Source organism: Acinetobacter sp. A1, assembly GCF_012371315.1.
Lineage (GTDB): Bacteria > Pseudomonadota > Gammaproteobacteria > Pseudomonadales > Moraxellaceae > Acinetobacter.
Genome location: NZ_JAAZQY010000013.1, coordinates 1 through 26,806 on the forward strand (window position 1 = coordinate 1; position 26,806 = coordinate 26,806).

Annotated in this window: 26 protein-coding genes; 11 read left to right on the forward strand and 15 right to left on the reverse strand. The window is 42.1% G+C overall.

Features of this window, described 5'->3' with window-relative positions; translation table 11 throughout:
• A partial coding sequence (locus HHA41_RS06435) for an IS3 family transposase (protein ID WP_216075689.1) occupies positions 1-726 on the forward strand: 726 nt, incomplete at its 5' end.
• A 74-nt stretch (positions 727-800) separates the two neighbouring features.
• On the opposite strand, the gene HHA41_RS06440 is transcribed toward HHA41_RS06435, so the two are convergent.
• Both HHA41_RS06440 and HHA41_RS06445 read right to left on the reverse strand, forming a co-directional pair.
• Positions 801-2,321 (reverse strand): catalase, encoded by a 1,521-nt coding sequence (locus HHA41_RS06440; protein ID WP_168461099.1) that lies wholly within the window; start codon positions 2,319-2,321, stop codon positions 801-803.
• A gap of 272 nt (positions 2,322-2,593) precedes the next feature.
• Positions 2,594-3,226 carry a TetR/AcrR family transcriptional regulator gene (locus HHA41_RS06445; protein ID WP_168461048.1) on the reverse strand — a complete coding sequence of 211 codons (633 nt, stop codon included), beginning with the start codon at positions 3,224-3,226 and terminating at the stop codon, positions 2,594-2,596.
• A gap of 82 nt (positions 3,227-3,308) precedes the next feature.
• On the opposite strand from HHA41_RS06445, the gene HHA41_RS06450 reads away from it, so the two are divergent.
• The gene (locus tag HHA41_RS06450) at positions 3,309-4,961 is read left to right on the forward strand and encodes an acyl-CoA dehydrogenase family protein (protein ID WP_168461050.1); all 1,653 of its coding nucleotides are present in this window, start codon (positions 3,309-3,311) and stop codon (positions 4,959-4,961) included.
• A gap of 144 nt (positions 4,962-5,105) precedes the next feature.
• Here the strand turns inward: HHA41_RS06450 and HHA41_RS06455 are convergent, their stop codons facing one another.
• Positions 5,106-5,597, reverse strand: coding sequence for a macro domain-containing protein (locus HHA41_RS06455; protein WP_004976080.1), 492 nt, complete (start codon positions 5,595-5,597; stop codon positions 5,106-5,108).
• A 443-nt stretch (positions 5,598-6,040) separates the two neighbouring features.
• Here HHA41_RS06455 and HHA41_RS06460 point away from each other — a divergent pair, with 443 nt between their 5' ends.
• Positions 6,041-6,232 (forward strand): hypothetical protein, encoded by a 192-nt coding sequence (locus HHA41_RS06460; RefSeq protein ID WP_168417512.1) that lies wholly within the window; start codon positions 6,041-6,043, stop codon positions 6,230-6,232.
• Positions 6,233-6,245: 13 nt separating this feature from the next.
• On the opposite strand, the gene ptsP is transcribed toward HHA41_RS06460, so the two are convergent.
• The gene (gene ptsP / locus HHA41_RS06465; RefSeq protein ID WP_168417511.1) at positions 6,246-8,543 is read right to left on the reverse strand and encodes a phosphoenolpyruvate--protein phosphotransferase; all 2,298 of its coding nucleotides are present in this window, start codon (positions 8,541-8,543) and stop codon (positions 6,246-6,248) included.
• 121 nt (positions 8,544-8,664) lie between these two features.
• On the reverse strand, positions 8,665-9,147 hold the full coding sequence (locus tag HHA41_RS06470) for an RNA pyrophosphohydrolase (protein ID WP_004976084.1): 483 nt from the start codon (positions 9,145-9,147) through the stop codon (positions 8,665-8,667).
• A gap of 183 nt (positions 9,148-9,330) precedes the next feature.
• Here HHA41_RS06470 and HHA41_RS06475 point away from each other — a divergent pair, with 183 nt between their 5' ends.
• Both HHA41_RS06475 and HHA41_RS06480 read left to right on the forward strand, forming a co-directional pair.
• Positions 9,331-9,981 carry an HAD family hydrolase gene (locus tag HHA41_RS06475; RefSeq protein WP_168417510.1) on the forward strand — a complete coding sequence of 217 codons (651 nt, stop codon included), beginning with the start codon at positions 9,331-9,333 and terminating at the stop codon, positions 9,979-9,981.
• 153 nt (positions 9,982-10,134) lie between these two features.
• Positions 10,135-10,380 (forward strand): DUF2789 domain-containing protein, encoded by a 246-nt coding sequence (locus tag HHA41_RS06480; protein ID WP_167845753.1) that lies wholly within the window; start codon positions 10,135-10,137, stop codon positions 10,378-10,380.
• Positions 10,381-10,508: 128 nt separating this feature from the next.
• Here HHA41_RS06480 and HHA41_RS06485 read toward each other — a convergent pair whose 3' ends face one another.
• A complete protein-coding gene (locus HHA41_RS06485; protein ID WP_167845754.1) occupies positions 10,509-11,369 on the reverse strand; it encodes a LysR family transcriptional regulator in 861 nt (286 codons plus the stop codon).
• Positions 11,370-11,604: 235 nt separating this feature from the next.
• Positions 11,605-11,841: a DUF2061 domain-containing protein gene (locus HHA41_RS06490; protein WP_167845755.1), complete on the reverse strand. Its 237-nt coding sequence runs from the start codon at positions 11,839-11,841 to the stop codon at positions 11,605-11,607.
• A 324-nt stretch (positions 11,842-12,165) separates the two neighbouring features.
• Between HHA41_RS06490 and leuC the strand changes: the two genes are divergently transcribed.
• The 4 genes from leuC (at position 12,166) to leuB (ending at position 16,147) form a co-directional block, all read left to right on the forward strand.
• Entirely contained in the window at positions 12,166-13,614 is a 1,449-nt protein-coding gene (leuC, locus tag HHA41_RS06495) for a 3-isopropylmalate dehydratase large subunit (RefSeq protein WP_168417509.1), read from the forward strand.
• 96 nt (positions 13,615-13,710) lie between these two features.
• Positions 13,711-14,361, forward strand: a complete 651-nt coding sequence (gene leuD, locus HHA41_RS06500) for a 3-isopropylmalate dehydratase small subunit (RefSeq protein WP_168417508.1) — start codon at positions 13,711-13,713, stop codon at positions 14,359-14,361.
• A 102-nt stretch (positions 14,362-14,463) separates the two neighbouring features.
• Entirely contained in the window at positions 14,464-15,027 is a 564-nt protein-coding gene (locus HHA41_RS06505) for a hypothetical protein (RefSeq protein ID WP_168417507.1), read from the forward strand.
• Between the two features lie 40 nt (positions 15,028-15,067).
• Positions 15,068-16,147, forward strand: a complete 1,080-nt coding sequence (gene leuB, locus HHA41_RS06510; protein WP_168461052.1) for a 3-isopropylmalate dehydrogenase — start codon at positions 15,068-15,070, stop codon at positions 16,145-16,147.
• A gap of 115 nt (positions 16,148-16,262) precedes the next feature.
• Here the strand turns inward: leuB and HHA41_RS06515 are convergent, their stop codons facing one another.
• Together HHA41_RS06515 and infA are read right to left on the reverse strand one after the other, a co-directional pair.
• Positions 16,263-16,670 carry a hypothetical protein gene (locus HHA41_RS06515; RefSeq protein WP_168461054.1) on the reverse strand — a complete coding sequence of 136 codons (408 nt, stop codon included), beginning with the start codon at positions 16,668-16,670 and terminating at the stop codon, positions 16,263-16,265.
• Between the two features lie 160 nt (positions 16,671-16,830).
• Positions 16,831-17,052: a translation initiation factor IF-1 gene (gene infA, locus HHA41_RS06520; RefSeq protein ID WP_001284370.1), complete on the reverse strand. Its 222-nt coding sequence runs from the start codon at positions 17,050-17,052 to the stop codon at positions 16,831-16,833.
• A gap of 230 nt (positions 17,053-17,282) precedes the next feature.
• Here infA and HHA41_RS06525 point away from each other — a divergent pair, with 230 nt between their 5' ends.
• Positions 17,283-18,290, forward strand: coding sequence for an AraC family transcriptional regulator (locus HHA41_RS06525; protein ID WP_168418505.1), 1,008 nt, complete (start codon positions 17,283-17,285; stop codon positions 18,288-18,290).
• A gap of 114 nt (positions 18,291-18,404) precedes the next feature.
• Here the strand turns inward: HHA41_RS06525 and truA are convergent, their stop codons facing one another.
• The 5 genes from truA to asd form a co-directional block, all read right to left on the reverse strand.
• Positions 18,405-19,202, reverse strand: coding sequence for a tRNA pseudouridine(38-40) synthase TruA (truA, locus tag HHA41_RS06530; RefSeq protein ID WP_168461056.1), 798 nt, complete (start codon positions 19,200-19,202; stop codon positions 18,405-18,407).
• A gap of 12 nt (positions 19,203-19,214) precedes the next feature.
• Positions 19,215-20,195 (reverse strand): asparaginase domain-containing protein, encoded by a 981-nt coding sequence (locus tag HHA41_RS06535; RefSeq protein WP_168461058.1) that lies wholly within the window; start codon positions 20,193-20,195, stop codon positions 19,215-19,217.
• 46 nt (positions 20,196-20,241) lie between these two features.
• Entirely contained in the window at positions 20,242-21,561 is a 1,320-nt protein-coding gene (locus tag HHA41_RS06540; protein ID WP_168461060.1) for a fimbrial protein FimV, read from the reverse strand.
• 68 nt (positions 21,562-21,629) lie between these two features.
• Positions 21,630-23,036 carry a hypothetical protein gene (locus HHA41_RS06545; RefSeq protein WP_227591979.1) on the reverse strand — a complete coding sequence of 469 codons (1,407 nt, stop codon included), beginning with the start codon at positions 23,034-23,036 and terminating at the stop codon, positions 21,630-21,632.
• Positions 23,037-23,206: 170 nt separating this feature from the next.
• Entirely contained in the window at positions 23,207-24,325 is a 1,119-nt protein-coding gene (gene asd / locus HHA41_RS06550) for an aspartate-semialdehyde dehydrogenase (protein ID WP_168461064.1), read from the reverse strand.
• A gap of 187 nt (positions 24,326-24,512) precedes the next feature.
• Between asd and HHA41_RS06555 the strand changes: the two genes are divergently transcribed.
• Positions 24,513-25,640, forward strand: coding sequence for an endonuclease/exonuclease/phosphatase family protein (locus HHA41_RS06555; protein ID WP_168461066.1), 1,128 nt, complete (start codon positions 24,513-24,515; stop codon positions 25,638-25,640).
• 272 nt (positions 25,641-25,912) lie between these two features.
• Here the strand turns inward: HHA41_RS06555 and HHA41_RS06560 are convergent, their stop codons facing one another.
• Complete coding sequence (locus HHA41_RS06560) at positions 25,913-26,767, reverse strand: hypothetical protein (protein WP_168418512.1); 855 nt, start codon at positions 26,765-26,767, stop codon at positions 25,913-25,915.
• Between the last annotated feature and the right edge of the window lie 39 nt (positions 26,768-26,806).

Below are 26,806 nucleotides of genomic sequence, written 5' to 3' on the forward strand. Positions count from 1 at the left end.
GTTATGGAATATCGCTGTCTCATGCCAAGTATCGGAACACGTAAGCTGTATTGGCTTATTAAAGGCAAATTGTTGCAACGTGGTTTAAAGTGTGGACGGGATCAGTTATTTAAAATATTGAAAGAAAATAACTTATTGATTCGCCCTAAGCGTCGCTATACAAAAACTACGGATAGCAAGCATTGGATGAAGAAGCATCCAAATTTATTAAAGGATTATTCAGCAGTGCAAGCCAATGAAGTCTTTGTTAGTGATATTACCTATGTTGAGAGTGCTGAAGGTGTGCATTATTTATCCTTGGTGACAGATGCTTATACCCGACAGATTAAAGGTTATAAGTTATCGAATGATATGCGTGCGGAGAATGTTGTGCAGGCTCTACATATGGCGATGCAGCAAGCGACAGATCGAGCGACTAGGATGATTCATCATTCAGATAGAGGTGCTCAATATTGCTCTGAGCTATATCAATCGGCATTGCGCCATTATGGGATATGTCCTTCCATGACAGATGGCAAGGACTGTTATCAGAATGCATTAGCAGAGCGAATTAATGGAATATTAAAGCAGGAGTTTTTAACCACGCGATGTCAAACCATGAAGGAGTTAGATCACTTAATTGCGGAATCTATCATGATTTACAATTGTTATAGACCGCATTTAAGTTTAAATATGAACACCCCGAATCAGATGTATGAGCAAACAAAAACCGAGCTAATTGCTTAACTCGGTTTGAAGTGGAATACTGTCAATCTATTTCAGGACAAGACATATTTTTAGTAAATCTTTAAGTGTAAAGATTACAGTACACCTGGCTGACCAAGTGCAGGATCCGTTGCACGAGCAGCTTGTGCATCTGCAACAGTCATGCCCAACGCAGCAGCAACACCTTCACCATAAGCAGGGTCACATGCGTAACAGTTACGAATATGGCGGTACTTAATGAAGTCTAGCGCATCGCCCATTGCACGTGCAGTGTTATCAAACAGTGCCTGTTTTTGCTCAGGGTTCATTAGGTTGAACAAGGCGCGTGGTTGGCTGAAATAGTTGCTGTCGTCTTCACGGTAATCCCAAAAATCTGCATCACCACGGATTTTTAATGCAGGTTCGCGGTATTGTGGCTGCTCTTGCCATTGGTGGAAGCTGTTTGGCTCGTAGTGTGGCAAGCTGCCATAGTTGCCATCCATACGACCTTGACCATCACGACGGTTTGAGTGCACGGGACAACGTGCTGCATTCACTGGAATTTGTGAATGATTCACGCCTACACGGTAACGAGCAGCATCGGCATAGTTAACTAAACGCGCTTGTAGCATGCGGTCTGGTGAATAGCTGATTCCTGGAACAAGGTTGCTTGGCGCAAAGGCGGCTTGTTCAACATCTTGGAAGTAGTTTTCTGGGTTGCGGTTCAGCTCAAACTCACCCACTTGAATGAGTGGATAGTCACCTTTAGGCCAAACTTTGGTCAGGTCAAATGGATGATATGGTACTTGTTCTGCCTCAAGTTCAGGCATGATTTGTACGAACAGCGTCCATTTAGGGAAATCACCACGTTCAATGGCGTTATATAGGTCAGTCTGGCTGCTTTCACGGTCACGACCAACTAATTCTGCTGCTTCAGCATCGGTCAGGTTTTTGATGCCTTGTTGCGTGCGGAAGTGGAATTTTACCCAGAAGCGTTCATTGTTGGCATTAATGAAGCTATAGGTATGGCTACCAAAACCATGCATGTGACGATAACCGACTGGAATACCACGGTCAGACATCACAATGGTGACTTGGTGTAATGCTTCTGGCAGTAATGTCCAGAAATCCCAGTTGTTGGTTGCATCACGTAGGTTGGTGCGCGGGTCACGCTTTACGGCTTTGTTCAGGTCTGGGAATTGGCGAGGGTCGCGGAAGAAGAATACTGGTGTGTTGTTACCAACTAAATCCCAGTTACCTTCTTCGGTATAGAATTTCAGTGCAAAACCACGAATATCACGTTCTGCATCGGCAGCACCACGCTCACCTGCAACGGTAGAGAAGCGCGCAAACATTTCAGTTTTTTTGCCCACTTCAGAGAAGATTTTAGCGCGAGTATATTGGCTAATGTCATGGGTCACTGTAAATGTACCAAAAGCACCTGAACCTTTGGCATGCATACGACGCTCAGGAATCACTTCGCGAACAAAGTTAGCTAGTTTTTCATTGAGCCATAAATCTTGCGCAAGCAATGGACCACGAGCACCTGCGGTCATACTGTTTTGGTTATCAACAACGGGTGCGCCCGCGTCAGTGGTTAAATGCGTCACAGGACATTTTTTAATATCTTGGCTCATCATTGTTCTCCATTATTGTGATCATCATGTAGGGGGCTGCATTAGAAACTTATCTTCATAAAGCAAGCTGCCATGAACCGTTTTGTTCGTTTAAAAATCAACTACAACACCACAATATCATGCTGAAATGTCATGCATAGCTGAAAGCATCTAAATCTTACCATTTTAATGTAAAACGATTTTATTGATTTTACAAATAGATAAATTTGTTGCTGATGATTGGCATTAACGATGCTAAAACTGAGTGCTTGGCTGACGTAAATTGGAAGCTATTAAAGGCTTTTCAGGTTGTTGTAAAAAGGCTGCATGGCTTGCAACATATCACTACGTAATTGCGGCCAATCCTGAAAATTAGGCTCCATTAATAAACTTTGTGCGACAAAACCATAGCAAATACGCTGCATATTTAAAGCAAGGGCGTAGCACTGGCTTGTATTGGCAATAAATGGGCCAAGAATATTCAGCCACATCTGCACCATCATGGCATAACTTTTTCTATAAATTTCAATGCTAGAAATTTGCCGCTCTAATAAAAAACTATGCGCCCATAAAAATTGTTGAGCCTGAATCTGTTCGAGCTGAAAGCCTACAATTAGCTGCAAATAATCCTCAAAAGCCAGATTTGTGGATAACTCCAGTTGCCGATGTGCATAAGTTTGTAGGCGTTCTGCATTGGTTTTCACGTGTAGGTGAATGGTGAGTGCAATTAAATCTTCTTTTTTAGAAAAATATTCATAAAACGTGCCTAAACCCACGCCTGCCAAGTCTGTAATTTCACGAATGGTAATTTGATCTGCAGGGCGTTCATGTAAAAGCCGAACAAAACTTTCCTGTAAGGCCTCTTGGGTCAGTTTAGCCCTTGATTGGCGCGGTTTACGACGTACTTGTATCTCAGAATTTTTCATAAATAAAGCCGAACACCTTGCTGCTTATTATTTTCTATACTGAAAAGCATCATCAGGAAAAAATCATCAGGGATCTAACACAATGCAAACATGGGCGACCCATCAAATTCAAAATCAGTTTGACGAACTACAAGACTATAACTTATTTGAAAGTGACATTGTTTTACAAGAAATTTTATCTCGTTATGGTAGTACGGATCAGACACAGCTCAATGAAATGGGGCAAATTGCGGCTTCGGCAGAATATTATCACTATGCAGATTTAGCCAATCGGCATACCCCTATTTTACATGCCTTTGATGCTCGTGGACGTCGTCAGGATGTGGTTGAGTTTCATCCCGCATGGCATCACTGGATGGCGCTGAATCGTGAATTTGACACCCATGCGCATCCATTTAAACAGCTTCAATCTACAGCAAAGTGGGTGGATTGGGCCAGTCGGTTTTATCTGGCAGGACAAGTTGAATGTGGTAATTTATGCCCGAATTCTATGACTTTGGGCAGTATTCCGCTGATTCAGCGTGAACCTGAATTGTGGGCCAAAATTGGCGAAAAGCTGCTAAGCAATGAATATGATCCGCGTGATGTGCCAATTTCACAAAAGAAATCTATTTGGCTCGGCATGGGGATGACAGAAAAGCAGGGTGGTTCAGATGTGCGTGCCAACCAAACACTTGCCGTTCCAGTCGCAGAAACAGGACGAGGCCAAGCTTATTTACTGACAGGGCATAAATGGTTTTTCTCGGCCCCGATGTGTGATGCGCATTTGGTGGTGGCCAATACCGAGCAAGATGGTTTGGCTTGTTTCTTTGTACCGCGCTGGTTGGAAGATGGCAGCAAAAATCATGTTCAGGTACAGCGCTTAAAAGACAAAGTCGGAAACCGCAGCAACTCCAGTTCAGAAGTCGAATTTCAGAAGGCTTGGGGCATTATGATTGGAGAAGCGGGGCGTGGTATTCCCACGATTATTGAAATGGCGAATTACACCCGTTTAACTTGTGCTGTGGGCAGTAGTGCCATGTTGCGCCAAGCCCTTGTGCAGTGCCTTGCCTATACCCGACAGCGTCAGGCTTTTGGGCAGACGCTGGCTAATCAGCCATTAATGCAGGCGGTTTTGACAGATTTAGCACTGGAAACTGAAGCTGCAGTACAACTCAGTTTTCATTTGGCAAATTGTTATGAAAGCGATGATGCTGTGTCTTTGGCATGGAAGCGTTTAATGACACCTGCAGCGAAGTTTTGGGTATGCAAACGAGCTGTGGAGCTTACAGGCGAGATGATGGAAGTCTTTGGTGGCAATGGTTATGTCGATAACGGCATCATGGCACGTATTTTCAAAGAAGCGCCTGTGAATACCATTTGGGAAGGTTCAGGCAATGTGATGTGCTTAGATGTGCTACGCGCCATGCAGCGAGAACCTGAGCTAATTCAGGTGTTATTACAAGACTTGGCGGGTACTGCCATTACAGATGCTATTTTGGGCAGTGAATTAGATCGTTTGCAGCAGTTATTGAAGAGCACGAACAGCAATGATTTGCAATTTATGGCACGTTCTTTAGTCAGCCGTTTAGTGATCTTGGCACAAGCGGTATTGTTGCTGCGTTATGCCCCAGACTTTGTTGCACAGGGTTTTATCCAGTCACGTTATAGTGAGTCGCATGGGCAAGTGGTAGGTATGCTGAAACCTGAACAGGTAGATGTTGCAGCCATTTTACAGCGTGCATTTGCGGCATAAAACTCAATACTCGCTCGCTGTGTTCAGAACACCAAAAAATTCACCCGCTTGGCAAACACCAAACGGGTGAATCGAACCGTCTCTTTCAGTTAAGTGTTGAATAATCACACTCAATAGATCGAGTCAAAGCTGATCTGGTAATACTTATTTCGCAGGCTCTTCAGCTTTTACACCTTTTTGATAAAGCGTGTAAATGTAGATCGGAATATCCAAATCTTCTAAGTGTTTGTAGATCAGTGGACGTACATCTTCCCAATCTAAACCGCCTACACCTGTTGCAAGACGTGGTAATGCCAAGCTTTCAATTTTCTCTTCTTCAATCAACTGTTTTAAGTTTTTCAAAGTACGGTTTACGTATTCTGTTGATGCTTTACCAGGTTTTGAACCGTTGTCATAAGCGGCTTCCTGAGTCATCAGGTTTACAATGCGTTGACCTTCAGCATTAACCCAAGTCCATTGCTCGCCCGCTTTCGGGTGGTAAATATGGCAATAGTTACGGAAGTCTTTATACAATGCAGGCCAGTGCTCGCGCAGACTTAAAGCCAAACCTGTAGCAAAGTTATCGTTAGGGGCAACACCGTGAGCAATTGCACGTGCTTCGCTCAGTAAAATATCTCCAGATACTTCATAAATCATAGATTTGACTCCTGTTTTTAATGGTCTTGTTTAACTGATCTTCTATATTCATATTAGCCAATCATTGCCGTTTTTCTAGTGGATTTTATAACTACTAAGTCTTTGCAAAGTAATAAAATTTTTTAGAATTTCGTGCTATAATTGTATGGGTAAAGCAGCTGAATATTCTTTAAAATAGCTTTCAAAAATAACCGTTAGAAAAATCCAGTAAAACTGCTTTTAGTAAGTTTTTCACCCTTATTTTTATCTTAGCACTATTTAGGGTAAATCGCTTGTAAATTGTACAAAAAAGCGTATGATCGGCTGCCCAATTTGTGTGGAAGGGTGAAGGAAGATTAACCATATTTTGCAGATATTATCGGCTTGAGTTTTACGCCAACACCTCCATTTATATAGAGCAGGCATACTGCTCATTTCAATGATCAACTGAAAGGAACAGCATCATGGCAAAGAAAAAACAGCCAGAACTTATTCAGCATAACTTTGTGGCAAAGCACATGCATGAGGTCAACAAAAGTCAGGTTTTTGTAGACCGCAAGAAAAATGCCAAACGAGGCTATAGCAAACACAAACAAGGGCGATATTCCGATGATTATCGCCCTTGTTGTTTTTGGGATGTATTGCGTGCTGCTTGAGCTTTAGCAATGTTTATGGCGCTACGATGCGTGTTGCCAGTTTCACCATATCGCCCAAGCCATGGGTTTTAAAATAATATTCAAGCAAACTTTTTACCATAAGTGGGTTATTCATTTTTAAGGCTTGTTCTAGTAGATTTTGTGCATCACTCATTGGTACATGACAAATCGCTTTACGTACCCGCAGAATATTACTTGAACTCATCGACAGGGTATTAAAGCCCATCGCCATCAGAAGTACCGCAGACAGCGGGTCTCCCGCCATTTCACCACAGACACTCACTGGCTTATCATATTTATGACATTCTTTTACCAAGCGGGTTAAGGCGCGTAGTATTGCAGGGTGAAAGTGTGAATAGACGTTGGCTACACGCGGATTGTTACGGTCAACAGCCAATAAATATTGGGTTAAGTCGTTTGACCCCACCGAGAAAAAATCCACCAATGGGGCAAATTCATCAATTTGCAGCAGTACACTCGGCACTTCTACCATAATGCCAATTTTAGGCTTGTTAATTTTAACCTGTTCTTCTTCCTGTACTGCTTGCCAGTCACGATCTAGCAAGTACAAGGCTTCTTCTACTTCACTGACACTGGTAATCATAGGCAGTAAAATATGCAGATTATTTAGACCAATGCTGGCTTTGAGCATGGCGCGAATTTGTGAAGAAAAAATTTCAGGGTGATCCAGCGTGAAGCGAATTCCACGCCAGCCCAAGGCTGAGTTTTCTTCCTCAATTGAGAAGTATGGCAAGTCCTTGTCTGCACCAATATCCAGCGTACGCATCACCACAGGTTTATTGGCAAAATGGCTAAGCTGTTGGCGGTAAATAGCACGTTGTTCTTCTTCACCCGGGAAGCGATCACGCAACATAAACGGAATTTCAGAACGGTATAAACCGACCCCTTTGGCACCACGTTGCACGCCACGTACAACATCAATCATCAAGCCTGTATTGACGTACAATTTTACCGCAACGCCGTCAGGGGTAATGGCATCTTTGGTTTCATATTGCTTCAGGTCTTTGGCAATTTGTTCTTCTTCTTTTTGAATCTCTTTATAGCGCGTGCGCATACGTCGTGGCGGGTTGATGAAGACCCGACCTTGGTGCGCATCTACAATCATTTCTACATCGTCTAGACTGTTGATTGGCAGCTCTGTCACACCCACTACAGTTGGAATGCCAAGGGCACGTGCCACAATCACCATGTGTGAATTCATCGCCCCTTCGGTGGTGACAATCGCTGCAATTTTATCAACAGGCAGTTCTACCAAAGCTGCGGTGGAAATTTCTTCGCCAATTAAAATGCTTTCATCGGTCAGTTCACGGTGACTGGCATCAGCTTCTTGCAAAGAGGCAAGAATACGACGGCCTAAATCTTTCAGATCAGACACACGCTCACGCAAATAGTCATCTTCCATTTGCGAAAATAGGGCAATGTGATTGTCTATGACAATACGCACCGCACCTTGCGCCCAGTTCCCTTCACGAATCAGTTCTTTAATTTCGGCAGGTAGGGCATTTTCATCTAACATGCGCAGGAACACGCTAAACAGTGCACGTTCCTCTGCCATTAAGGCATCCTGCATTTTGTCATCAAGCGCCTGAATTTCCTGACGCACCGCATCGAGTGCGTTGTCCAGTAAAGTCAGCTCTTCGCTAATGTCATCGGCTTCACGGTCTGGCACAGCAGCCAAATCCGCAGGAGGGTACAAAATGACCGCACGGCCTAAAGCAATCCCGCCTGAACCCGATACCCCCTGAAAGGTTTTGTAGGCCGGCAGGTTGTTCGGTTTGCGGAATACATCAATATTACCCACGGCATGCGCATGTGCAATCACGCCTGAAAGCTGGGCGCAGAGCGTCACTAAAAAGGACTCTGCCGCTTCAGAAAAGTCTTGTTTGTCCTTGTTTTGCACCACAAGAACACCCATCACTTTACGACGGTACATGACTGGTACGCCAAGGAAGGAATTATAAATTTCCTCACCTGTTTCAGCTAAGTACATGAAGCGTTCATGTTTAGGTGCATCGTCTAGATTGACGATTTCTTCACGCTGTCCAACCAGTCCGACTAGACCTTCACTGGTATGTAAAGACACATGTCCCACAGATTCAGGGTTTAAACCCTTTGAAGCCATGAGTAAGTAGCGCTGATTACGTTCATCCAACAGGTAAATCGAACAGACATCCACATGCATGGCTTCTGCGACCTGATTCACCATAATGTCGAGTGATTCATGCAAACTGGTGGACGCATTGATTTCTTGCACAATGCGTCTAAGGGTATCCAGTTGCATGTTTGACATACGCGCTACTCCATATTTAGATGGGTTATTTTTAGGTCAGTTGTTACACAGCTCATGACCCTAAGTTATCACAACTGCGTCTATAACATTAAGTTTAAAAACCTACATTTTTTGCAGGTTTTTAAGGTTTTTTGAGCGGTAATTGATTACACAATTCCACCATCGCTTTACGGTAGACGTCACGTTTAAAATTGACGACCTGACCGAGCGGATACCAGTAACTGACCCATTGCCATTGATCAAATTCAGGTGGGTCGGACAAATTCAGCCGAATATGATGGGCTGAAGCCGTCAGTTGCAATAAAAACCACTTCTGTTTTTGACCAATACATACTGGGTCTGAATCCGTGCGTATGTACCGATGTGGCAAACGATAACGCAGCCAACCTTTAGTTTGCGCGATAACTTGGACGTGTTCGGGCAGTAAGCCAACTTCTTCTCTCAGCTCACGATAAAGTGCCTGTTCAGGGGTTTCTCCATATTGGATACCTCCTTGTGGAAATTGCCATGCATTGTGACCAATGCGTTTTGCCCATAGAACTTGTCCAAACTCGTTTGCCAAAATGATCCCGACATTGGGTCGGAAACCTTCTGAGTCGATCATTTGGCTACCTAAATATTGTTTAATTTATGACTTTGCACTCGGGGATGATGATTTCTTTTCTCCAACTCGAAAACGCAAAGTGTAAATAATGTTAAAATTGCTATGATCTTAACGAATTTCTATCGACTAGCGGAGATAGATTTACAATTTTTTTCTTAAATTTCAGTTTTTACGAGTATTTTCATGAAATTGGCGCTATTTGATCTCGATCACACCTTGTTAAATACTGATTCAGATCATTCTTGGGGTGAGTTTTTGGTAAATGAAGGTTTGGTCGATCCAGTCCGTCACCGCGCCATGAACGACAAGTTTTATGAAGACTACAAAGCAGGGCAGCTCGACCCAATTGCATATAACGAATTTGTATTTGAATTTTTAACTCAGCACGACAATCAATACCTGACCGAATTGCATGAACTATTTATGCAAAAGGTGATTCGTCCGCAAATGCGTCCCGAAGGCTTTAAAGCGATTCAGCGTCATCAGGCTTTAGGACATGAATTGGTAGGCATCACTGCAACTTCTGACTTTATTACGGCACCTATTTTTCGTGAATTTGGCATTACTGAAATTATTGCAACCAATGCGGAAGTGGTCGATGGAAAATATACAGGTAAGGTCATTAACACTGCATGTTACCAAAAAGGCAAATTGGTACGTTTGGAGCAATGGCTAGAAGGCCGCGATGTGACCGAGTCTTGGGCATATTCAGATTCCATTAACGACCGTTTCTTGCTGGAGTATGCCGATCATGCCATTGCAGTAAACCCCGATGCACGTTTACAGGCTTTGGCGGAAGAGCAAGGGTGGGATGTGCAGGATTGGTCAATTTAAAGCTTAGATTAGCGCAATTGTCGCTGTATCAGGTGTAACTAGTCGCTTGTTTCTGTTTTGTTTTTATTTGCTGTAATGTTGGATTATGTCATTCATTTTTAGAATAGGCGTGCTAAGGTAAGGCAAGAATTAAAAAACAGCAGGAGTGAAAAAATGAGCGGTGTACGCCCAAGAATGACACATTTATTTGAACAATTAGGTTTAGATGCCAGTGAAGAAGCGATTCAGCAATTTATTGTGACACATCAACTTAGCGCAGAAACCAATATTGCCGATGCTGATTTTTGGACAGACGCACAACGTCAGTTTATTGTTGAAAAAATAAAATCGGATGGTTCATGGGCGATTGTGGTGGATCAATTGAATGAATCTTTACATGAAGATTCGGTCAATCGTTAAGAAATAGACCACGCAGCATTTTGAAATTCTGATAAAAATAGCCCTCAAGTGATGAATCACTTGAGGGCTATTTTGTTGAGTCTAGAAAAGTAAGCTTTATAGATAAAAATGTTTTTGAGTTGTAATGCTTAATGCTTCATCATCTCAATCAATTCTAAAACTGCACGTGATTGTGTCCGTCCAGGATGCCATACCATACCGAGTTGACGGTTCATTTCTAAATCAATATCTAACTGTTGCAAGTCCTGATTGACCAAAGTTTTGGGTAGAACAGACCAGCCCAAACCAATAGACACCAACATCCGAATTGATTCTAACGGGTTGTTGCTCATGGTGACTTTAGGTTTTACCCCTTGCTTTTCAAACTCTGCTAAGGTGATTTGACTGGTATAGGTTTGCGCAGCGGGTAACAAACTTGGGTAGCTAAGTAAGTCGGACAATTGTAGGTTTTTTTGACCTGCTAGAGGATGAAATGGCGCCACGACAAAGACTAAAGGATCATTCCAAATGGTGACATAAGCCAAGCGCTCATCCAGTTTAGGTGGAAGGGTCAGAAAAGCCAGTTCTAAATCTCCAGCCAAAACCTGCTCATGTGCCTGTTCAGAATCGACAAAATGCACATCTAGCGTGACATTGGGAAATTCCTGTACGTATTCACGTAAATGATTGGGTAAATGGTGCAAACCAATATGGTGACTGGTGCCAATTTTTAGTTTGCCTTGAACTTGCCCTTGTTCATGGCTGAGGGTGTGATGAATATCGCCCAGCTCATTCAGCCAGTTTTTAACTTTAGGTAACAATGAATGTGCCGCATGTGTGGCTTGTACGCCACGTCCTGCCGATTCAAACAGTTTTACACCAAAATAATCTTCCAAACTGTGAATGCGTTTGGTTACTGCAGGCTGGGTAATAAACAGTTGATCTGCGGCCAAAGAAATAGAACCCGTTTCCATGACTTTTACAAAAGCTTCGAAGGCTGCAAGATTCATCTGAACTACCTATAAGTATTTTTTATCACTGTGTTTATTATTTAGAAAAAATTAGAATTAATCAAAACAAATTCTACATATTTTGAAACTGTAGGCAGAAATATCCTCAAGGGAGCGGATTGAAAAGGGTATAAAAAAAGATCATCGGTGCATGCGCTACGATGATCTAAGAGGAAGAATCAGAACAGCAGTATTCACTTGAGAAGAGGATAACTAGAGCATAACGATATGTTAACTAGGCGATAATATTGGTCTCTTCAGCTTGTGTTTTCTTTTCCCAAATACGTTCGTGAATGAAATAAGCCACCGCTTGAACCGTTGGTTCGACCAAACTTAAGGTAATAGCCATCCAAATATTACCCGTGACCACATAACCAACCACCATTGCCACGGTGATGTGCATAATGTAGTAGCTCAAGGTCTTTTTGAACATGCGTTGATTGTTAGCAACAAATTTTTGAATATGACTCATGTGATACTCCTGTGCTGCTTTGGTGTTTCTCTGTGTGATAGCTAAAGGATAATCATTCTTGTTTGATTTGTAAAAACGAATATTTTTGTGTTTTTGATTGGAAAATTAGATTTTAGTCGTAATTATTTTTTAGATGAAACGATGTTGATTGAACTCAACTTGAAAACAAAACAGGTTTGAACCAATAAAAATATTTTGCTTGGAGATAAATATTAATTCCCAAAAGTTTTTAAATTAATAAAAATGATAAATTAGATTTATACAAATTCGCGGTTATAATCGAAAGAATGAAAAAATTACCCAGTCCAGTGGAGTAGATCTGACATGGCAGGCGAAAACCAACAAGCACAAAATCCAACAGCAAAAACTTTGTATGACAAATTGTGGGATGATCACTTGGTCACCCAACGTGACGATGGCTCAGCTTTATTGTATATCGACCGTCATTTATTGCATGAAGTGACTTCTCCACAAGCGTTTGAGGGCTTACAACTTGCAGGTCGTCAACCGTGGCGTTTAAGTGCCAACGTGGCAACGCCTGACCACAACGTACCAACCTCTAAAAAAGAGCGTGCAGATGGTATTGCAGGTATTGAAGATGATACTTCACGTATTCAGGTGCAAACCTTGGATGACAACTGTAAAACCTTTAACGTGGTGCAGTTTGACATCAATGACATCCGTCAGGGTATTGCGCACGTGGTTGGGCCTGAGCAAGGTTTAACTTTACCAGGCATGACGGTGGTGTGTGGTGACTCACATACAGCGACACATGGTGCATTTGGTTGTTTGGCACATGGTATTGGTACTTCTGAAGTTGAACACGTATTGGCAACCCAATGCTTAGTTCAAAAGAAAATGAAAAACATGCTGGTGCGTGTAGATGGCAAATTAGGTCAGGGCGTTACCCCAAAAGACGTCGTATTGGCTATTATTGGTAAAATCGGTACGGCAGGCGGTACAGGCCATGCGATTGAATTTGGTGGTCAAGTTTTCCGAGATATGTCCATTGAAGGCCGTATGACCGTATGTAACATGGCCATTGAAGCGGGTGCACGTGTAGGTATGGTGGCTGTTGATGACAAAACCATTGAATACGTGAAAGATCGTAACTACGCACCGAAAGGCGAGCAATGGGATGCTGCAGTTGCTTATTGGAATACCTTACATTCAGATGAAGGCGCACACTTTGACACCGTCGTTGTATTGCAAGGTGAAGAGATTGAGCCACAAGTGTCTTGGGGGACTTCTCCAGAAATGGTGATTCCAGTGTCACAAGCCGTACCGACTTTAGAACAAGCTAAAGATGACGTACAGCGCAATGACTGGACACGTGCTTATCAATATATGGGTTTAACTGCAGGTCAGTCTTTGGCAGACATTCAATTAGACCGTGTATTTATTGGTTCATGTACCAACTCGCGTATTGAAGATATTCGTGCCGCAGCTGAAGTCATTAAAGGTCGTAAAGTTGCTGAAAGCATTAAACAAGCGATGGTCGTTCCTGGTTCTGGCTTAGTGAAGCAACAAGCAGAACAAGAAGGCTTAGACAAAATTTTTGTAGAAGCAGGTTTTGAATGGCGTGAGCCAGGTTGTTCAATGTGCTTGGCCATGAATGCAGACAAGTTACAACCAGGTGAGCACTGTGCATCGACATCAAACCGTAACTTTGAAGGTCGTCAGGGTAACGGTGGTCGTACTCACTTGGTGAGTCCAGCAATGGCTGCTGCAGCTGCAATTGCAGGTCATTTTGTAGACGTACGTTCATTCTAAGTTATTCCCTCATCCCAACCTTCTCCTAAGAGGGAGAAGGAGTTCTCTCGTGATAGAAGAGAGGGGAAGAGGTTACGGATTCAGTGAGAATTAAACATGAAAAAATATACCGTTGAACAAGGTATCGTTGCACCTTTAGACCGTGCCAATGTCGATACAGACTTAATCATTCCAAAACAGTTTTTGAAATCTATCAAACGTACAGGTTTTGGCGATAACTTATTTGATGAATTACGTTATTTGGATGAAGGCTATCCAGGACAGGACAATTCAAAACGTCCGTTGAATACTGAGTTCGTATTGAATCAACCACGTTATCAGGGCGCATCAATTTTGATTTCACGTGCTAACTTTGGTTGTGGTTCAAGCCGTGAGCATGCGCCGTGGGCATTGAATGAGTACGGTTTCCGTACCGTGATTGCACCAAGCTTTGCTGATATCTTCTTTAATAACTGCTTTAAAAATGGCATGTTACCTGTAATTTTAGCTGAAGATCAGGTGGAGCAGTTATTTAAGGAGTGTGCTGCGACAGAAGGTTATCAATTAACCATTGACCTAGAAGCGCAAGAAGTACGTACACCAAACGGTACTGCATTTAAGTTTGAGGTCGATCCATTCCGTAAACATTGTTTGTTGAATGGTTTAGATGATATTGGTCTAACTTTGCAAGCGGCAGATGATATTCGTGCTTATGAAGAGAAAACCAAGCAATCTCGTCCATGGGTTTTTGCTGAAATTCAGGCTTAAGTCCAGTCAAATTAGTCATAGCATCGTGGCCTAACTCTTGCTAACATCGGCACATAATAATTTTTATATTTTGTATCTAACAAGTGAGGTTGGGCGCGAACAATGAGTAAGATTTTCGGTCAGCTTGCTGTAATTGGATTTTGTGTGACTGCGTTAAGTGCATGCCAAACGTGGGATACAGCACGGCTTAAACAGGTAAAAGAAACTGCGCAAACTAAATCCAATGCATTAATTTACTGTACAGGTACGGATGATTGTGAATTTGAACGGTTAAATAAAGTCACCATTGTAGATGCAGAAAATCATCGTGTGACACGTACTGCCATCAAACAAGGTTTGGTGCGTTTACAGGAATCTTCCTTAAATAAATCGAACGCCTTGTATTTGTCTGTGCCTCCTGCGCAGCATGAGTTGGTGATACGTTTTTATCCGATTTCTAAAGATCGTGCAGAAAAATTGCATGTCATTCATAAGTTTAATGCCAAGCAAAAATACACCTTTAGAATGTATCGAGACCGCATTCGTACTAAAGGTAGCTTGTTAAATGTATCTGCACCCGATCCACTCTGCGTGGAACTGATGCAAAACAACAAACCCATTCGTCGTTTTTGCAAACCCTACAATGTCCTGAATGGCTTGGGCGAGTTTGTGGAACAAAAAATTTAGTCTCTACAGTCGTTGACTGTTATTAACAATGGAAATTTTCATGTCAAAACATATTTTGATTTTAGCTGGTGACGGCATTGGTCCAGAAATTGTGAAAGCTGCTGAACAAGTGCTGACACGTGTCAATGAAAAATTCAATTTGGGTTTGACTTGGGAACAAGGTTTATTGGGTGGTTCTGCAATTGATGCACATGGCGAACCGTACCCTGCAGTAACATCTGAACAGGCTAAAAAAGCCGATGCAATTTTATTAGGCGCTGTTGGCGGTCCAAAATGGGATAATATTGAGCGTTCAATTCGTCCAGAGCGTGGCTTATTAAAACTACGCAGTGAATTGAACTTGTTTGCTAACTTACGTCCAGCGATTTTGTACCCACAATTGGCAGATGCTTCTAGCTTGAAACCTGAGATTGTAGCAGGTTTGGACATTCTGATTGTACGTGAATTAACAGGTGGTATTTACTTCGGTCAGCCACGTGGTATTCGTGAATTAGAAAATGGTGAAAAACAAGGTTATAACACCGACGTTTATTCAGAGTCTGAAATTAAGCGTATTGCCAAAGTTGCCTTTGAGTTGGCTGGCTTACGTGGCGGTAAAGTATGTTCTGTCGATAAAGCTAACGTGCTTGAAGTGACAGAGTTGTGGAAGCAAACAGTCACTGCAATGCAGCAAGCAGATTATCCAAACATCAATTTATCGCACATGTATGTAGATAATGCAGCGATGCAATTGGTACGTGCACCAAAACAGTTTGACGTGATTGTAACCTCTAACTTGTTCGGTGATATTTTGTCTGATGAAGCGGCAATGTTGACGGGTTCTATTGGTATGTTGCCATCTGCTTCTTTAGATGAAAATGGTAAAGGTATGTATGAGCCATGTCATGGTTCAGCGCCAGACATCGCAGGTCAAAACTTAGCGAATCCATTGGCGACGATTCTTTCTGTAGCAATGATGTTGCGTTATACCTTCCGTGAAGAAGCTGCAGCAAAAGCCATTGAAGATGCTGTAGGCAATGTATTAGATCAAGGTTTACGTACTGCCGATATTATGTCTGAAGGCATGAATAAAGTTGGTACGGTTGAAATGGGTCAAGCAGTCGTTACGGCACTCAACTAAAAATTTAGGCGATTTAACCTATCGCTTACAGCTCAAAATCAAATCATCAAACGCAGTCTTCGGGCTGCGTTTTTTAATTAGTTTTTGTACTTTCGGATTATTTTAGCTAGGAGAATTAACAGCGTTGTCCTGAAACATACACTGCGGTAGCAATACCCTGCTGTAGGCGAAAATACAAATCACAAGTCAGTGCAACATCGTAACTTTCATGACTCGGGATACCGATATTTAATGGAACAGCACCAATACCTGTAGTGGGATGCTGCGCCATAGGGATCGGAACACGTACAGGACGAATGATATGGTAATGTAGCAATTGAGGGGTGGCTTGAGCTGTACCAAGCTGCTGATAGCCAATTTGGCTTAATTGCAGATGGGTCAGGATATACTGGCTAGATTGACCAATAAATTGCTGTAAATAAGCATCGCGGTTTAAAGTGGAATGCGGTGGGTTGCTACTACACGCCACAAAACTGAGTGCAAAAAGACCTGTTATACAAGCAACGCAAGATCGAAAAAACATAAACTTTTCTCTATTGCTCAAAATTTTATTGTAGCGAGCAAAGCTGGAAGAAATGTTGCGATTCGATAGGCGGTAGCTAGAAAAGGTTTGAGAATGGAAGAATTTTTAAAAAAGAACGTAAAAAAGCCACTATGGAAGTGGCTTTAGCTTACTCTAAAACTTAGCGTGCGCGGTAAGTGATGCGACCCTTGGTTAAGTCGTAAGGTGTCATTTCAACCTTCACACTGTCGCCTGTTAAAATGCGAATATAGTGTTTACGCATTTTACCAGAAATGTGAGCAATCACTTCATGACCGTTTTCTAAACGTACACGAAACATAGTATTAGGAAGCGTTTCGGTGACAACGCCTTCGAACTCGATGAGTTCCTCTTTATTGGCCATGGCCTACCTGAGTATCAAATTGGAAAGGCGCAAATTATAGGCAATTTTTCTGAAAAAATCAAGATGCTTTACCCTATACGCCGCGCATCTGTTAGTAAAATAAGCGAATCATCGGTTTATACTTTTTCTGTAAAAAGGGGCTTGGGTAGGTTGTCAGTTCGGTCAATCGCAGTTAATCTAATTTCAATCTTTTTGGGTATAAATGAAGTACATACAAGGAAGGTTTTTGCGTGGGTCAGCTAACTGATGCATCGGTTGTATTGCGATTAGGCTACCAAGCGATTCGTCGTGCGGGGTTGCCAACCGAAGAAATTTTAACAAAAGCAGGCGTGGCCTTAAATCAGGTCGATGCCAATCAACGTACGCCTTTAAATGCACAATATGCATTTTGGGTTGCAGCTGAAGAAGTCAGCAAAGACCCAGATATCGGTTTACACTTGGGTGAGCATTTGCCATTGTACCGAGGGCAAGTGATTGAGCACTTGTTTATTTCTTCAGAAAACTTTGGAGAAGGCTTAAAGCGTGCCTTGGCCTATCAACGTCTAATTAGTGATGCTTTTGATGCCAAACTGGTGGTTGAGGATGACCGTTGTTATTTGACTAACGGGGTGCAGCCGTGGTCTGAAAATATTGTCAATCGCCACTTTTCTGAATGTGCTATGTCGGGTGTACTGCGCTTTTTTAAATTTATTACCGAAGGCAGATTTCAGCCCATTTATATCGACTTCAATTTTAGTGAAGGGGCAATGGATGATGAATACTTTCGGGTGTTTGAATGTCCAGTAAGCTTGGGGCAAAAAGAAACTCGTTTGTACTTTGATCCAAGTATTTTAGAGTATCCGCTTTGGCAGGCTGAACCTGAGCTGCTGCAGTTACATGAGCAACTGGCATTGGAAAAGCTGCAGGAATTGGCACGTTATGATTTGGTGGGTGAGGTACGACGTGCCATTGGCTCTACCTTGGAAAGTGGTGAAACTACACTGGAAACAGTAGCGGCACAATTGAATATCACACCACGTCGCTTACGTACGCAATTGAGTGAAGCCAATACCAGTTTTCAGCAGATTTTGTCAGATTATCGCTGTCGTTTGGCGAAACGCTTACTTTCTAATACCAATGAAAGTGTGGAGCGAATTGTGTACTTAACGGGTTTCTCTGAGCCAAGCACGTTTTACCGTGCATTTAAGCGCTGGACCAATGAAACCCCTGTGGAATATAGAAAGCGCAAACAGCGTTAAGTTGCCTGTTCAAGTCCCTCCTAAATGGAGGGATTTTTCATTGCTGCACTTTTTCAGGGAATTTAGTTCTTCTCTGATCAGGAGGTTAGGGGGACTAAAATTTTGAAAAAGAAATTATTCAGGCATGTTTAACCAATGCGGCCCTAAAGGAACTTTGGGTAAATCAAACTGTTCCGGATAATGCGCCTGAATAAAATATAAGCCGTCAGGTGGGGCGGTAATGCCTGCAGCCTTACGATCTTGTGCTGCAAAAATTTGGTCAATATGGTCAATTTCATACAGCCCTTGCCCAATCTCTAATAAGCAACCCATAATGTTGCGAACCATGTGATGCAAAAAGCCATCAGCTTGAATATCCAGTACCAAATAATTGCCGTGACGAATCAGGCGGCAATGGCTGACATGGCGTACAGGTTGATTGGATTGACATCCAGCAGCACGAAAACTCTCAAAATTATGCGTACCTTCAAATTTCTGTGCAGCCGCAATCATTTTGTCGACATCTAAGGGATAATAAGCATGTGTAACTTGCTTATGCAATAAGGCAGGACGTTGCGGATTATTGTAAACCACATAGCGATAGCGGCGTGCCTGTGCCTTAAAACGGGCATGAAAATCCATGTCCATAGCCTTAATCCATTGAATCGCAATATCTTTAGGTAGTTGGCTGTTGGCACCCATTAACCAGCCACGTTCAGGGCGAATAGCATGAGTATCAAAATGCGCCACCATATTAGTTGCGTGCACGCCAGCATCGGTACGTCCTGCACCGTGTAAAATAATTGGTTCATCGGCAATTTTGCTCAGGACTTTTTCAATGGTTTCCTGCACACTCGGCACGCCTGCTTGCTGGGTTTGCCAGCCACGATAACGAATGCCACAAAATTCAATTCCGACTGCAAAACGCTGCATAATGACCTCAAATTACACTGAAGAATGCCAATGCGCATACCACTGTGCAAGGCTGTCGTATTGTAAATGTATTTTTAAGGCTTTTGCATACAGATCTGCATGGCTGTGGCAATTGCTGATCAAAATTTTACTGTCTTGCAACCATTGGCTGATGGCGTAGCGTTGTTCTATTGCCCCAAAGGTGACTTGTGTGGTGAGAATCACCGCACATTGCTGGCTTTGCAGGGCATGAATAAGGGCGATGATCTCGGCATTGACTGCCATATTGCCTGTGCCATAACTTTGTAAAATCAGACAGTGGGGTGGATGTTGTTGTAAGGCTTTTAAATTCTGGATCAAGGCTGAAAGTGCAATCGGTTGTAGCATCCAGTTTAGGCAATTAAAGTGCTGAGCTTTTTCAATATGCTGAGCTGTGATGCTTAACGGTGGCTCATCGTATGGCTGAATTTCACTGCAGGCTAGAGCAGATTGCCCTGTAAACGCATTCAGCTCCGTGGTGTGTTGTTTCAGGGCTGTTGCCGCGTGAATGAGTTGGTGATGAAAAGCCAGATATACGCCCAGATTCACTTGATGAATCTGCGCTAAAGCAAAATTTAGGTTATCGAGTGCATCGCTAAATTCACGGGTGTCTGTGCCTTGTACATTTAAAAGTGGGTATTGACTACCTGTTAAAATGACGTGAGCAGAATGCGTTAAAAAACGTGCCAATACTGCACTGGCATAGCTGAGAGTGTCAGTGCCATGCAGAATCACAAAATGCTGAAAATCTTGTTGTTGTAATTGTTGAATATATTGAATCAGCAATAGCCAGTCTGCTGCGGTACAGGCGCTACTGTCTTTAATAACAGGTGCAACAAAACATTCTATATCTAAATTTAGGGGGAGGACTTGTGCTAAGCGAGGTAGAAATTGCTCAGCAGGCATTGGACTTAGGGGTTCTCCGACACAGCCAAAGGTGCCGCCCATATAAATCAAAGCGATTTTTTTCATCATAAAAAAAGCAGTCAAGGATGACTGCTTTATCTTAATTGGATTTGCTTCAAGAAGCGATTTGATTCAGTAACTGATCGGCACGTTGGCGTTGTTCAGTTGAGTAATCTGCATCTTGTTCGCTGAGTAAGGCCTTGGCAGCATCAAAAGCACCCAATTCGATATATTGGGCAGCCAAGTCTAAATTTAATTGAATTTCATCAACCTGAGCTAAATCAGGGAATGATTTAACCAATGGGTCATTCAGGTCAACGGTTGCAGCAACAGGAGCAGTTGTAATTTCTTGCTCTTGAGTTGGAGAAGCAATGACCTCAACTGGGGTTTCGGCTTCAGTTGTTGTTTCTGGAGCAGGAGTGCTGTCAAATGTGAAATTGAATTCAGATGCTGCAGGTTCAGTTTTTGCTTCAACAGCCGTAGGGGTTTCTGTTGTTGAAAAGTCAAAGTCTAAACTTGGGGCTTCAGTGGTAGTAGGTGCACTTGCTGGTGTTTCAGTTTTATTCGGTTTTAAATCAAAAGAAAACTCAAGTGGTTGGGCTGCTTCTGTAGCACTTGTACTTGACTCAGATGTAATTGTGGGTGTTTCAGTTTTATCTGTTGCAGTATCTACAGAAAAATTAAAGTCTAAAGCAGCAGGTTCAGCTTTTAATTCAGGCTCAGCCACTTTTTCTACAGGTGCAGCAGGGCTTAAGTTTAATGATGAGGTATCAAATTCTAAGCCAGCTGCAGTATCTGTAGTTTTATTTGAGGTTAATTCGTGTTGTAACTGGTCAAATGATGATGTACTTTCCGAATGTTTTTCATTCTTGGTCTCTATAAGCGCATCAAAATCAGCTGTTGATTTTTGTTCAGTAATAACTGTATCTACTGTTGTAGGTTCAAAATCAATTCCATCAATTGCTTTATTATTTTGCTCATCAAATAATTGCTTTTTAGCTTCAGCTTGCACCAAAATATCATCAAGGCCTAAAGCTTGTATGTGATTAAGTAACTGATTAATCGCAAACTCATCTTTTTGCTGTAAATGAATGTCGAGCAAGAATAAATACAGACCGTGTAAAGAATTATCGCGTTTTAAGGCCTGATTGATCTGTGCTTCTGCAGCAAAGAAATTACGTTCCTTAATCAGATTTTCAATATTTGTCTGAATTTTAACAGGTACAGGGGTAGAGTGCTGTGCTGCAGGTACCACATCTTCAACAGCAACTGATTTTTGTGCCGTTTTTTTTGTAGTCGTGGTTTTTTTTGCACTACTTTTTGCTGGCGTTGCTGCTTTTTTGGTGGTTGGTTCAGCTTCTTTACTTGCTTCACGCTTTTTCAAGAAAATTGCGATTACCAGTAGCAAAATAAACGGAATCACATAAATCAGCATGTTTATACCCCTTGAGGATGTGGTGCGTGTTTGACCTTATATCCCAAAAAAATCATTGTAAGTAACATTTAGTGTTTTGGCTTATTTGCTGCTTGTTGTTTTTGCAATTGTTGTTGCAGTTCAGCCAAGCGCGCATTGAGTAATTGAATTCTGTGATCCTTCTGACGTAATGCCAATTCTAATTCTGTTACGTTCTTTTGTAATTTAACGGTTTTCTCGCGGGATGTCATAACTTTTAATGACAAGTCACCCGAAGTTTGTGTGGATTGTGTGTTCTTTTTCGCAGAACCATGGGTGGAGTCTTGTTGATTTTCAGCGACAAGGCTCATTTCAGCCTGATTCAAACGATATTTGGCTTTGCCAGATTGTGCTGCAGTGGCTTGTTCAGGCACTGGAATCGTTGCTTTTTTCTGGGCTTTTGTACCTGCTTGTGTCTGTAGGTTTAGGGTTGCACCACGACGTAAACGATTGGCATCTCCCTGAATAAAAGCATGCTCATTATTGGCTTTAATTTGTTGCATGACTTTTGCAACAGGCTGGTTATTTTCACCCGCAATACGTGAGGCAATTGCCCATAAAGACTCATTTGATTGCACCACATGTTGAGTCTTGTTTGGTGCTGTCACGCTTGGTTTTGCTTTGGTTGTTGCTGTTTGAGCAGCTTTGCTGGCTGGTGATTCGGGTTTAGCTTGAGCTGCTTGTTTTGCACGCTGTTCGGCAGCAAATTTTTGAACCAAAGGATCAGCAGATTGTTGTGCCACAGTCACAGAGGAGGTTGTGGTCGTCGTTTTAGGTGTTGTGGAATTGCTGACTTGTTGCTCTGGTGTTGTGTTAACCACGGTGTTACTTGGTGTTGTGCTGCGGCTTGGTGCAGTTTGTACTACAGTCACTTGCTGTTGATTGAGAGCAGGAGGAGCACTGCGTTGAATGGTAAGTGGTGCTTCAAACGCGTTACGTTCAATGGCTTTCGGTGTTTCAACTTGGTAATGAGTGCTTACAGGTAAATTTAAGGCAATATCTTGCTCATTCACGATCATCACAGGGGTTAAAGCCTGTTCATTACTGCGCTGCGTTGTGGCGAGCGGGGCAGGTGTGCTGCGCTTTAATGGTGTACGAATATGCTGTAAACGTGTTGCATTGCCTTCTTTAATTTTAACCACAATATTAAGCTCAGACTCTGTCAAAGGTCGAGAGGAGGTAATGGTAATGACCCCTGTACCATTGCCATTGCGGCGGGTAAAAAAGTTAAGATGGCCCGGTGGACGATGGCTTGCACCAATAGACATTAAATCTTCTGCTGTAGCCAAACTTACATCAATCGGTTCATTAATATTGGATTGACGAAAGTTGATTTCAGCATAAAGCAATTCCCCAGCTGTTGACTGAATTTGAATTGGGTCAACATTCATTGCATACATTTGCTGCGAAGCCAAAATAGATAAAATGGCGATCTTTAATTTGTTATATACAGTCATCTTAATTGTTAGCTCGGTCATTTATCGCAAGGCGAAAAGGATAGAGTAGCGAGTTGTAGGTCGATTGTAAAATATTAACACACCGATTACATAAAAAAGCCAGTCAAAATTTGACTGGCTTTTTAGTGCTAGATCACAACATCAAAATGATTGAGTGATCAAGCGAGTGTTTAGGCGTTTTTGTAATCAATTAAGATGCGTAACATGCGGCGTAATGGCTCAGCAGCACCCCAAAGTAATTGGTCACCTACAGTGAATGCACCTAAGTACTCTTTGCCCATGTTCATTTTACGCAAACGACCCACAGGAACTGTTAAAGTACCAGTCACAGCTACAGGTGTCAGATCAGTCATAGATGCTTCACGAGTATTTGGAACAACTTTAGCCCATTGGCTTGATTGACGAATCATATCTTCAATTTCGTTCAATGGTACGTCTTTTTTCAGCTTCAAGGTGATCGCTTGAGAGTGACAACGCATTGCACCAATACGAACACAGTGACCATCAATTGGAACGATCTGCTGATTGCCTAAGATCTTGTTCGTTTCAACTTGACCTTTCCATTCTTCTTTCGATTGGCCGCTTTCAAGCTGCTTGTCGATGTATGGAATTAAAGAACCCGCTAAAGGCACACCAAAGTTTGCTGATGGGAAACCTTCGCCACGTTGTAATGCTGCAATTTTAGAGTCAATGTCTAAAATTGGTGAGCGTGGATCATCCAACAAGTCTTTGGTGTTGTTGTAGAGGTAGCCCATGCCTGTAATCAGCTCACGCATGTTTTGCGCACCTGCACCAGAAGCTGCCTGATAAGTCATTGACGTCGCCCATTCCACTAAATTGTTTTGGAACAGTGAGCCCAAGCCCATCAACATGAGTGAAACAGTACAGTTTCCGCCCACGAAAGTTTTAGTGCCATTCACCAAGCCATCTTTAATGACATTCATGTTGACAGGGTCAAGCACGATAATGGCTTCATCATCCATACGTAGGGTAGATGCTGCGTCAATCCAGTAGCCATTCCAGCCTTCAGCTTTAAGCTTTGGAAAAACTTCAGAAGTATAGTCACCACCTTGACAGGTAATAATGACATCCATTTGCTTCAGACTGTTTAGGTCTGTTGCATCCATAAGTGCTGGAGCAGTCTTACCACCAAACGCTGGTGCTTCACCGCCAGCATTACTGGTAGAGAAATAGAATGGCTCAAAATGAGCAAAATCATTTTCTTCAACCATACGTTGCATAAGGACGGAACCGACCATCCCGCGCCAACCGACCAGACCTACTTTCATGTCACTTTGCCTCGGTGCGTTAAAAAACAAAAAGGAGTATGAGTTTATCAAAAGGGGGCGCAACTGCAAGCATTACATGAACAAAACATGAGTATTATTGAGTGAAATCTCTAGTTTATGTTACATACAAATTGATAACATTTGTTTCAAGCAAGAAAAATCAAAAAATACAAGTGAGTTAGACAACATGATTTGGGTGGAGATACTGGCAATATTGGTGATTTGGCTCAGTTTTTGGTCGCTGATTCCGCGTGATGAGTGGTGGATTCGGGGCGCAGATTTTCCGCGTTTGCAAATTTTAGCACTGGGGATTATTGCCTTTATTTTATTGCTAGTTTGGGAACATCCATGGGATATGTCACGCCAAGTGATCTTGATTGGCGTGATTGCTGCTTTGGCTTATCAACTCAAAATGGTCTTGCCGTACACTTTATTGTGGAAAAAACAGGTGAAGCAAGTTCGTCCTGAACAATTGAACCCTGAAAAACAAATTTCTTTAATTGTGTCCAATGTGCTGACGCCCAATCAAAAGCATCATTTGCTCATTGAAAAAATTCAGCAACTGAAACCCGATTTGGTTTTGACCTTGGAGTCTGACCAAATTTGGCAACAGGCTTTGACTGAAATTGAGGTGGATTATCCATATCGGGTCGCAGTTCCTTTAGATAATTTGTACGGGATGCATTTGTATAGCCGTTTGCCACTCAAAGATACAGAAATTAAATTTATTCTCAGTGATGAAATTCCGTCCATTCATACCACTGTATTTTTGCCTTCAGGACAACCTGTGCAGCTATATTGTTTGCATCCTAAACCACCAAGCCCAACTGAAGCCAAAGATTCAACTTTGCGTGATGCAGAGCTACTTATTGTGGGTGATCAAATCAAAGATTTGGATGAAAGTTGCATTGTTATGGGAGATTTAAACGATGTGGCATGGTCACGTACGACACGACTGTTTCAGCGGATTAGTGGCTTACTTGATCCACGGGTAGGACGTCATTACATCAATACCTTTCATGCAGATTATCCCTTGCTGCGTTGGTCGTTAGACCATGTTTTTCATAGTACAGACTTTGCTTTGGTCAAGATGAAACGCTTAGCACATATCGGCTCGGATCATTTTCCTGTGTATGTGGTTTTGCAGACAGGGCGTATTTTTGATCAGATTCAAGAAGAGTTGCCTCAAACTGATGCCGATGAGCAAGAAGCACAGGACGCAATTCAGGAAGGCATTGAAAAAGCTGAGCTAGAAGAAAAGATTGTGACAGATGAAATTGCGCAGCCGTATAAAGAGCAGGGTAAATCGGTTTAGAAATCAATCGAAAAGTGTACGAAATAGCTTACACGGATTTAGGCACATGGCGCATAGTTTATTCTGACTGATCTGGTTAAGATTACTTCATCGGCACAAGGACTCGGGAACGGAATATCCCATTAAGGAAGACGACGCCGATGGATGAACATCAAGGATATGATGTAGGTAAGGAATGCCACATAATAAAATAACAATAAGTTTTGAAAGCACAACCTCATGAGCCCGAGTTTTACAGGAAGTAGAACTCGGGCGATGATTTTTTTAGGGGGTTAATTTATTACTTTGGATGCTATTTTTATTACTGTACCACCACCTGGGACAACAGTACTTGCCAGTTCTGCACTTAACTCAACCAGATTATCTCTAGTAAATGCTTGATCAAAAGTATTTTTGAACCAGTTCCCGTTTTCAATAATTTCACCCGTTAGTCCATCAACCTCAATGACTCCAATTTTATCTGCGGCTGACCAATGGTATTCAAAAGCATACACTGGTCTGAAGTAGAGATGTAAGGACGTAATTTCTTCAAAGTCATCTTCAATATTTGAAGCATTAACGACTTGATTTTGTAACTCTGAGCGGACTAAGCCAGTCAGTGAATCTAGGGATAGTAGGGGTTGTAAAACATTTTCTACAGTAACGGAGTCGACTTCGTCATGGGCAAATTTTTTTATATAATCTATAAAAACATTTGATTTTAACTCTCGTTTTAAACCATCTAAATGGGTAGAGTATTCAATCACTCTATGGCATTTTTCAATCACTTGAACATCTATTTTGGCTTTATCTTGTTGGCGCATGACAGGATAAAGCTGTTCACTTTGCCCATTGTTTATGACGATAGTTACAGCGTTTGGGTTGTGTACGGGAACTGGATAGGTAACAGAGCAGTTATAATTTATAGTTCTTTTACTCGCTACAAACCAAAATGGTTCGTAGCGTAAGATTTGATTGCTGAGCAGTACAGTTTCTTCTGTTGGGCGTTTCAGAGGATTAAACTTAGCAAACATTCCAAAAGCATTTAGTTTCTTTTTCTCCGCTTGTTGTTTTGCTGCCTCAAACTCAAAAATTTTCTTAAAGACAAAAATTTTATGATTTTCTTGTCGGACTTCTAATTTGGACATTTGAACCCTCTAGAATAAAAACTAAAACTGGAGGTTAAT